Source organism: Mesorhizobium sp. M7A.F.Ca.ET.027.03.2.1 (assembly GCF_003999175.1).
Taxonomy (GTDB): domain Bacteria; phylum Pseudomonadota; class Alphaproteobacteria; order Rhizobiales; family Rhizobiaceae; genus Mesorhizobium.
The window spans coordinates 1-8965 of sequence record NZ_RZOM01000129.1 but is presented as its reverse complement, the minus strand read 5'-3'; the positions used below and the strand labels follow the sequence as shown (position 1 = coordinate 8965).

Below are 8965 nucleotides of genomic sequence, written 5' to 3'. Positions count from 1 at the left end.
CGCATCCTTGCCGCCGGCGGTAAGATCGGCGGCTTCTCGGCGCCCGGCGGATCGATCACCAAGGAGAAGATGCTGGCCATGGAAGGCGTGCGCGTCGGCCCCCCGCCACCAGCGCAGGTGTCGTTCGGGTTCTGATGTAGGCAGTTGCATAATCGTTGTAGGCAGGTGCCTAGTTGTTGTGGAAGAACCGCCGGCGGAAATGCCGGTCATTGTCCGGCCGCTTGCAGTTGTAGACCGGGCAGGACTTTGTGTCGGCGCTCGGCACGTAGGCCCGTGTCCTCACCTCGCCCATGCTGCAGAATCGCTGGCTCTGCACATAGCGGTCGTAGAGCGGCAGTCCCGGCACCCGCTTCGACTGGTAGCGCAGGATGACCGCCCCTTGCCGGGCGATCGTCCCCTGAACCTTGCCGCAGCTCATACGCGTCGGGTCGTAGCGCGAGATCGCCTGCGCCTGAGCGGCGACAAGCGTCAGGCAGGCGGCAAGCAGAATGATTTTCATGGTCCTCTCCCCCAAAATCCCCTCCCAAGCGGGTGTGGATCGAGCGCCCACAGGCTCCGATCATCGCGACGCTCTCACGCGATTGGGGCGGCCATTGGGCGGCGCCCTCATCACGGCTTTCTCACGCAGTCTTGTTTTTCGTGCGAAAGCAGCCTATATGCCTTCCATTGATATTTCGGCCGATCGATCCGGGCCTCGCGATAATCGCGTTTGCTGACGTCTATCTCCAAAATCTCGATGCACACCGGCTGGACCTCGGTCCGGTCAATCTAAAGCAAATGTGAAGGACTATCTAAATGGCAACTGGAACGGTCAAGTGGTTCAACGCCACCAAGGGCTTCGGCTTCATTCAGCCTGACGCGGGCGGCGCGGACGTTTTCGTCCACATCTCCGCTGTCGAGCGTGCTGGACTGTCGACCCTGGTCGAAGGCCAGAAGATCAACTTCGAGATCGAGCAGGACCGCCGCACTGGCAAGTCGTCCGCTGGATCTCTGAGCAAGGCAGCCTGATTTTGCGATAGCGCGCGCCGGGCGAGAGCTCGGGGCGCGCGGCAAGTCACGGATGTACTGACAGTCGCGCGAGAAGCGCGCTGGAGCGGAAAGACCCGACAAGCTGGATCAGAAGATAGCTGCCAGCCCGGACCGGACCCTCCCGATCAGGCTACCAAGCATGGAAGGCGGGATTTATCCCGCCTTTTTGCTGTCTGGGGTTAGGTGCTGCAACGGGCGCTACAGTCCCACCGGTGGTACTTTTAGCCTAGTAGTGGTATCATTCGGCCATGACCAAGCTTGAGCAAATTGAAAAATCCGTTGCGGAACTGAGCCCTGAAGAACTGAAGGCGTTTGCTGCCTGGTTCGAAGCGCTTCGGGAGGATATGTGGGATCGGCAGATCGAGGCCGATGCGAAGGCCGGCCGATTGGATAAGCTTGCCGAACAGGCACTGACGGACCATCGCGCTGGTCGGACGCGGCCTCTGTGAATCACGTCGCCTCCCCATCGTTCTGGGAGGCTTACGAAAAACTGCCATCGGCGATCAGAGCAAAAGCGGACAGGCGTTTTGAAAGACTCCGCTCCCACCCTTTTGATCCCTCGCTGCATTTCAAACAGGTCGGACGCTACTGGTCTGCGCGAGTTGACGACAATTACCGGGCTGTTGCCACCCGCACCAACGATGATGTGATCTGGTTCTGGATCGGCACCCATGCGGACTATGATCATCTCTTGAAGTAGCTACCCATCCGCCCACCTGGCGCGGGACAAACTACCCCATCCACCCGATCAGCACATGCCCCGGATCCGCTTCCACTCGGCCAAGCCAGGCCGCCACCGCCGGATAGGCGTCGAGCTGGAAGCCGCCCTGCTCCGCCGTATGCGTATAGGCATAGAGCGCGATGTCGGCGACGCTGAGCGCGCTGCCGGCGAAGAAGGCATTGTTTTCCAGATGCCTGTTCATCACGCCGAGCGCCTTGTTGCCGCGCTCCAGCGTCACCGCCAGCCGCTCCGGGGTCGCATCCCCAGCACGTTCGGGGAAGGTCAGCAGCGCCTTGCGCACGGCGATGTAAGGCTCGTGGCTGTATTGCTCGAAGAACAGCCATTGATAGGCAAGCCCACGCTCATACCTGTCCGCCGGCAGGAAGCGTGTGCCTTCGGCGAGATAGAGCAGGATGGCGTTGGATTCGGCCAGCCGCCGGCCATCGTCGAACTCGAGCAGCGGCACCATGGCGTTCGGATTCTTGGCGACAAAGTCGGCTTTGCGCGTATCGCCGGTGTGCGAACTCACTTCGACATTGGTAAAGCCAAGGCCAAGCTTGGCCATCAGCAGGCGCGGCTTGTAACAATTGCCGCTGTCGATCATGCCGTAAAGTATCATGGCTGTTCCCCGGAGCACTGTCTCCGCGCGATTATCGCAGCGGCGGCGGTCTCAACCAATGATTTGTTTTGGTACGACGATCAGCGCCGCTGATGTGTGAATCGCCGAAAATCTGAGGCCGTTGAAGGGCATGTCGAGATTCAGGTCAGGCCGAGCCGAAAACGGTGGGTTCCGAGAACCGGAGCGGAGCGTACTTAAGTACGTGAGCTCAGTTCTACTGCGTGGCAGTAGAACTAGGGAAGCGCAGGAAGCCGCCGTTTGCAGGCCGGCATCACCTGAATATCGACATGCCCTAGCCAAAGAGGGGCACGACCTTGCTGTCCCGGCCCAGCAGCGCATCGATGACCAGCGGTTTCTCCTCGAATACCGTGCCGGCCAAGGCCGGACGGGCAAGGAGAAAACCCTGCAGCAGGTCGACGCCGCCTTCGAGCGCAACGCGCAGATGGGTGGGCTGCTCGATGCCTTCGACCAGCACCTTGGCGCCGCGGTCATGCAGGCTGGAAACCAGCGGGCGGAAGAACCGTTCGGCGGCAGCGTGGCGGCAGAACTCCGCGAACCAGGTGCCGTCGATCTTGACGATGTCGGGCTTGAGCAGGCTCACCCGCTCCTCGGTCGAGTGCCCGGTGCCGAAATCGTCGATGGCGATGCGGATGCCGTCGCGCCGCATCTCGCGCACCAGCCGCACGAGAAGCGCATCGTCCGCCGCCTGTTCGGTGATTTCGCAGACCAGCATGGCCGGCGCCAGGCCGAACTCGCCGAGATGCCTGGTCATCAGGCGAATTTCGGCCAGTGCCCGCCCGGCATGGTCGTTGATCAACGGGTTGTAGTTGAAGAACAGGTCGAGCCCGTCGACGCCGATGTTGCGGAAATTCCTCAGATGCAGCGCCCGGCACATGGTTTCCACAAACAGCCGGTCCGAGACCGCAACGCTTTCAAAGAACACCTTCGGCGCGCCGGGGCGGCCGGCACGGTGCGGCTCGATCAGGGCTTCGGCCGCCACCGCGTGAAGCGACCGGCCGCGCGGCGCGAAAATCGGCTGATAGGCGCTACGCAGCCGGAACTCGCCATAGATGCCGTATTCGATGCCGACTTCGTCGACCTGGATCGCATCGCCGACATTGCGCCGCCGATCGTCTCTCATGTCGCCACCCGGCGCCCGAAGGCCTTGACCGGCCGCGCCGAAGGCATTGCCGCGGCAGGAGCAGCCGTGTCGACGGCAGCAGCGGCAGGCGCCTGCCTGGCCTTGTCGAAGACGCCAAAGCTGGTCGGCGCCAATTCGGGCCGCGCCAGCACGAAACCCTGCACCATCGACGCACCCGATTTCTCGGCGAGCTCCAGTTGCCAGCCCTCCTCGATGCCTTCGAACACCGTATGGATACCTTGCTCCTCGAAGTTCTTCACCATGGTGGTCAGCAACGCAAAGCCGGCGCCGGACTCCATCAGCTGCGTGATCCAGTAGGCATCGAACTTGACGATATCCGGCTTCAATTCCTTGACCCGATTGATGTCGGAATCGTCGGCGCCATAATCGTCGACGGCGATGCGAAAACCGTTGGCCCTCAGTGCCGCGACGAAGCCGTGCAAGGCTTCCTGCGACGCCGACCGCTGCTCGGTCACCTCGCAGACGACGCGACGCGGGTCGATGCCGGCCTCGTGCAGCACGAGCCGCATTTCGCGCAAGGCAGCGTCGGCAACGGCGCGTTCGGTGAACACTGACGGGTCGAAATTGACGAAGATCGATGCTTCCCGCGGCAGGCAGGCACCGGCGTTGAGAAGATGCAGCGTCCTGGTCAGCGCCTCGATATGCAGCCGGTCGGCGGCCGGACAGGTCGAGAAGAAATTCATCGGCGATTGCGGCTCGCCGTCGCGGAACGGTCGGATCAGCCCTTCGAACGCGACCACTGACAGCTTGCCTTCCTTGAAAGCGAAGATCGGCTGGAAGGCGCTTTGCAGCGTGTAGATACCCCAGACACCGGTGGAGGTGCCGTCGTCCTGACGGATGATGTGGGCAAGCCCGACGCTGCGCGACACGGTTCCTCGCTCCGCAATTGGTCTGCCATCCTGCCACTCAAGCCTCTACCGCTCGTTAATGAATTTATTGTTGCCGACCCCGGGTCCCGATCACAGCTCCTTGAGACCTGGATCAGCCGACAATGCTTGCGTTGCGCGAAATCATGCGACATGAGAAGCGCCGCGGTCGCTCCTGGCCGCGCCGATCTTCCATGGAGACGTCAAGCTCATGGCCTTTCTTGCCGACACCCTTTCCCGCGTGAAGCCTTCCGCCACCATCGCGGTCACGCAGAAAGCGCGCGAGCTGAAAAATGCCGGCCGTGACATTATCGGGCTCGGCGCCGGCGAACCGGATTTCGACACGCCAGACAACATCAAGAATGCGGCAATCGAGGCGATCCGCCGTGGCGAAACCAAGTATCCGCCGGTTTCGGGTATCGTGCCGCTGCGCGAGGCGATCGCAAAAAAGTTCAAGCGCGAGAACAATCTCGACTACAAGCCCGAGCAGACCATAGTCGGCACCGGCGGCAAGCAGATCCAGTTCAACGCCTTCATGGCGACGCTGAACGCCGGCGACGAGGTCATCATTCCTCGCCCCTATTGGGTCAGCTACCCCGAGATGGTGGCCATCTGCGGCGGCACCTCCGTGTTTGCCGACACCTCGATCGACAATGGCTTCAAGCTGACCGCTTCCGTGCTGGAAAAGGCGATCACGCCGAAGACCAAATGGCTGCTGATGAACTCGCCGTCGAACCCCTCGGGTGCCGCCTATACCGAGGCCGAACTGCGCGCGCTGGCCGACGTGCTGTTGAAGCATCCGCATGTCTGGACGCTGACCGACGACATGTACGAGCACCTGACCTATGGCGATTTCGTCTTCAGGACCATCGCCGAGGTCGAGCCTAAGCTCTACGAGCGCACGCTGACCATGAATGGCGTGTCGAAAGCCTATGCAATGACCGGCTGGCGCATCGGTTATGCGGCGGGTCCGGTTCAACTGATCAAGGCGATGGACATGATCCAGGGTCAGCAGACATCGGGCGCCTGCACCATTGCGCAATGGGCATCCGTCGAGGCGCTGAATGGCCCGCAGGATTTCATCGCCAAAAACAAGGCGATCTTTCAAGGCAGGCGCGACCTTGTCGTGTCGATGCTCAACCAGGCGCGCGGCATCACCTGTCCGTCGCCGGAAGGCGCCTTCTATGTCTATCCTTCCTGCGCCCAGCTGATCGGCAAGAAGACCAAGGCTGGCAGGCTGATCGACACCGACGAGACCTTCTGCTCGGAACTGCTCGAAGCCGAGGGCGTCGCGGTGGTGTTCGGCTCGGCCTTCGGCCTCGGGCCCAACTTCCGCATCTCCTACGCGACCTCGGAGACGCTTCTGGAACAAGCCTGCACACGGATCCAGCGTTTTACGGCTTCGCTGACCTGACCGACGCACTATGAACGCAAAAACCCGGCTTCACCGCCGGGTTTTTTAATGGGCCGTCAGCCTCACGCCTCGTGCTTGGTCTCTTTGGCCGAGCGCGCCTCGGCCGGCGCCAGCACGGCAACCAGCAATGCGGCGGTGAGGAACGCGCCGATCGCTGCCGTCAGCATCGCGGCGTGGAAGCCGCCGGCATAGGCGGCAGCATAGAGTTCATGCACGCCGCTTTCGCCCATCGCCGCATCGGTTGCGAAATCATGCCGTGAAATCGCAGCACGGGCGACCGCTTCCGCGTTGGCGACACCGGCATCGCCGAGATACCCGGTCAAAAGGTTGGTTGCCCGCATGCTCATCAAGGCGCCGAGCAAGGCGATGCCGATGGCAAGGCCGCTCTGGCGGGTGGCATTGATGACCGCCGACACCATGCCCGAGCGTTCGCGCGGCGCATAGGACATGGCGGCAGCGCTGCCGGTCGGGATTGCAAGCGCGTTGCCGAGGCCGCCAATGGCGAACAGAAGGCACAGCATCGCGTAGGACGTCGAAGGGCCGGCCCAGCACATGCCGAGCATGGACAGGCCGATAGCAACATAGCCGATGGTCATCAGCGCAGAGTGACCATAGCGGGCGCTCAGCCTGCCGATCCATGGCGACACCACGATCTGGACGATGAAGGCCGGCGCCATGCGCAGGCCGGTCTGCGTCGGCGACCAGCCCTGCACCTGCTGCAGGAACATCGAGAAGAAGAAGACGCTGGAATAGGAGGTGAAGCCGAGCGCGAACGAAGCGACATTGGCGACGGCAAAGCGGACATCGCGGAACAGGCCAAGCGGCAGCATCGGGCGTGCAGTGCGCGCCTCGAAGCCGAGGAAAGCAGCCAGGCCGACGACGCCGGCGACCAGCGCCGCGACCGTCCTTGGCTCGCCCCAGCCATTCTCGCCGGCCGAGATCAGGCCGAAGGTCAGCGCCCCCAGCCAAAGGATGCTGAGAGCCAGGCCGACGAGGTCGAGATGGGCATGTTCGGGATGCGCCGTCTCGTTGATCGAAACAGCACCGAGCGCGATCGTGATCAAGCCCAGCGGCAGGTTGATCAGGAAGATGCTTTGCCAGCCGACGGTCTCGACCAGGATGCCACCGAGGACGGGACCAACGAGCAGAGAGATGGCGGCGAACGACGCCCAGCCGCCAATGACGCCAGCGCGCTGGCGCGCATCGGGAAAGGCCTGCGTCAGGATCGACAGCGCGCCTGGAATGAGCAGCGAGCCGGCGATGCCCTGTACCACCCGGCCGGCCAGCAGAACCGGCAGATTGGGCGCGACGGCGCAGATCAGCGAGCCGGCCACGAAGATGCCGACGCCGGCCAGCCACGAGCGCTTGCGGCCATAGCGGTCGCCGATCAGGCCGGACGACAGCATGAAGGCGGACAGGCACAGCGTGTAGGCGTCGACCACCCATTGCAGGCCGCCGAAATCGGTTTGCAACGCCTGCTGGATGGTCGGCAGCGCGACATTGACGATACTGACGTCGAGCAGAGCCACGAACGAACCAAGATAGATAGCGGCGACCAGGGGCAGACGGTGCTTTGACATGGCTATATCCAGACGTGAGTTAGAGGCCATGCAGGTGCTACAGTCAAAGCCGAAGTGGCTCCGAGGGACGTTGCCGGCCGGCATGGCGTGCGAGCCAGACGCGCGAAATCAGCTTACAATCCGGGAAACGTGCGCAGCGAACCCGCGGACCATCGTCATATGACGACGAGGAAGCCGGCCGCATTCGATCAACCATGAAGCCTCGGAAGGGAGATGCATCATGGCCAAAGGCGGCAATCCATCAAACAATCACGACGGCGAATTCATAGTGTCCGGGCCGGGCACTGAAAATACCGAGCGGTTCAAGCAGGCGCTCAGTGTTTCATTTGCCGAGCAGACAGCCACATCAATGAACTATTTCAAGCAGTCGGACCCTAACGACGAGGGCCAGATCTCCGCTCTTGGCGAGGCAAAAATTGATTACCTGAAAGCACAGTCGGGCTGTTACTGGACCGAGGAAACTGAAAAATGGACCAGGGCAAAACTGAAACGCTTTGCCGATCGCAACGATCGAAAGCGAATTCTAGGCAACAGTTTCGATCGCTCCGAAATGGTTGTCTTGCCGCGCCGCAAAGATGGGGCGATGCCGATGGAAATGCGGCAACTGCAAGGCGATCCCTATGAGTATTTCCATTTTTGGCCTGGCACCTTCGGTAACTACAAATACAGCTGGTTCAACCGGACCGGGGACGACGCATTCTGCGAGACGAATCTTACGAGTGGGATGGAGCGCCGGATTTGGGCGGCTTGGTATTTTTCGAAAACAACAGCGCCGGCGATAGAGATTACCTGCACGCCATGCTCGAAAGCGGCATCTGGTTTACCTACACTCCCAAGAAGACCGGCCGGCTCGACTTGTTTGCGGAATTCGTCTCCACCTACGACACAAGGTACAGGTGGATGCGTGACGAAATCGGCTACAGCCACACCAGAGTCCTTCAGGCGACCGATGTCGTTTTTGGCACCTTTTCAGGCGATCAAGCCGTGGGACGAGATTACCGAAGCAACAGCACCCTTGTCGATTTTCAGCGTTGGTTTGAAGGGGACGTAGGGGGGGTCTCCGATTTCGGAGAAAATGGCTTTGACGACGGAACAATACACAATTTTTTTGGGCGGCCGGGCGCAATGGTTTTGCCGGACAACCGATCGAGATTTTGGTCGGCTGCAGGGTCTTGATGGACTGCTATCTCAACGATGTCAGCATCAGGGCGTGGGAAGGCGCCCGGCGGAGGCTGAATTTTCTGGGCGTCAGAGTGGTTTAAATGCCAGCGGTTTTGCAGCTGGCGCGACGATCGCTGCGGCAGGAAGCCTGCCCTCCGCCGGTTAGGTGTCTCGGCCGCCAAACTGCTCGTCGGTGACCCCCTCCAGCCAATCGACATGGACATCGTCGAGCGCCTCCTGCATCGCGATATGCGTCATCGCCGATTTCGGCGCCGCGCCATGCCAGTGTTTTTCGCCAGGCGCGAACGAGATGACGTCGCCGGCCCTGATCTCCTGGATCGGGCCGCCCCACGTCTGGGCAAGCCCGGCGCCCACCGTCACGTACAGCGTCTGGCCAAGCGGATGCGTATGCC

General features: G+C 61.7%; 11 protein-coding genes and 1 pseudogene. 6 read left to right on the top strand and 6 right to left on the bottom strand.

Going from position 1 to position 8965, the window contains the following annotated elements; translation table 11 throughout:
• A pseudogene (locus tag EN750_RS08480) lies at positions 1-135 on the top strand (MGMT family protein); the annotation flags it as partial.
• Positions 136-169: 34 nt separating this feature from the next.
• Here EN750_RS08480 and EN750_RS08475 read toward each other — a convergent pair.
• Positions 170-499 (bottom strand): hypothetical protein, encoded by a 330-nt coding sequence (locus EN750_RS08475; protein ID WP_023809723.1) that lies wholly within the window; start codon positions 497-499, stop codon positions 170-172.
• 296 nt (positions 500-795) lie between these two features.
• On the opposite strand from EN750_RS08475, the gene EN750_RS08470 reads away from it, so the two are divergent.
• The 3 genes from EN750_RS08470 (at position 796) to EN750_RS08460 (ending at position 1729) form a co-directional block, all read left to right on the top strand.
• On the top strand, positions 796-1008 hold the full coding sequence (locus EN750_RS08470) for a cold-shock protein (RefSeq protein ID WP_010910991.1): 213 nt from the start codon (positions 796-798) through the stop codon (positions 1006-1008).
• 269 nt (positions 1009-1277) lie between these two features.
• The gene (locus EN750_RS08465; RefSeq protein ID WP_027039317.1) at positions 1278-1478 is read left to right on the top strand and encodes a hypothetical protein; all 201 of its coding nucleotides are present in this window, start codon (positions 1278-1280) and stop codon (positions 1476-1478) included.
• Positions 1475-1729, top strand: coding sequence for a hypothetical protein (locus tag EN750_RS08460; protein ID WP_127270430.1), 255 nt, complete (start codon positions 1475-1477; stop codon positions 1727-1729). Before EN750_RS08465 ends, EN750_RS08460 begins: the two co-directional genes overlap by 4 nt.
• 31 nt (positions 1730-1760) lie before the next feature.
• Here EN750_RS08460 and EN750_RS08455 read toward each other — a convergent pair whose 3' ends face one another.
• From EN750_RS08455 to EN750_RS08445, 3 genes are all read right to left on the bottom strand, one after another.
• The gene (locus EN750_RS08455; RefSeq protein WP_127322770.1) at positions 1761-2369 is read right to left on the bottom strand and encodes a glutathione S-transferase family protein; all 609 of its coding nucleotides are present in this window, start codon (positions 2367-2369) and stop codon (positions 1761-1763) included.
• A gap of 292 nt (positions 2370-2661) precedes the next feature.
• Positions 2662-3510 (bottom strand): EAL domain-containing protein, encoded by an 849-nt coding sequence (locus tag EN750_RS08450; RefSeq protein ID WP_127381719.1) that lies wholly within the window; start codon positions 3508-3510, stop codon positions 2662-2664.
• A complete protein-coding gene (locus EN750_RS08445; protein ID WP_127321442.1) occupies positions 3507-4400 on the bottom strand; it encodes an EAL domain-containing protein in 894 nt (297 codons plus the stop codon). The genes EN750_RS08450 and EN750_RS08445 overlap by 4 nt, the downstream gene beginning before the upstream one ends.
• A 208-nt stretch (positions 4401-4608) precedes the next feature.
• Between EN750_RS08445 and EN750_RS08440 the strand changes: the two genes are divergently transcribed.
• A complete protein-coding gene (locus EN750_RS08440) occupies positions 4609-5811 on the top strand; it encodes a pyridoxal phosphate-dependent aminotransferase (RefSeq protein ID WP_127396156.1) in 1203 nt (400 codons plus the stop codon).
• A 62-nt stretch (positions 5812-5873) separates the two neighbouring features.
• On the opposite strand, the gene EN750_RS08435 is transcribed toward EN750_RS08440, so the two are convergent.
• Positions 5874-7391, bottom strand: a complete 1518-nt coding sequence (locus EN750_RS08435; protein ID WP_127396155.1) for an MFS transporter — start codon at positions 7389-7391, stop codon at positions 5874-5876.
• Between the two features lie 220 nt (positions 7392-7611).
• Between EN750_RS08435 and EN750_RS08430 the strand changes: the two genes are divergently transcribed.
• A complete protein-coding gene (locus EN750_RS08430) occupies positions 7612-8442 on the top strand; it encodes a hypothetical protein (protein ID WP_127396154.1) in 831 nt (276 codons plus the stop codon).
• 272 nt (positions 8443-8714) lie between these two features.
• Here EN750_RS08430 and EN750_RS08425 read toward each other — a convergent pair.
• Positions 8715-8965 (bottom strand): cupin domain-containing protein (locus EN750_RS08425; RefSeq protein ID WP_145967494.1); only part of this gene is annotated, 251 nt, incomplete at its 5' end.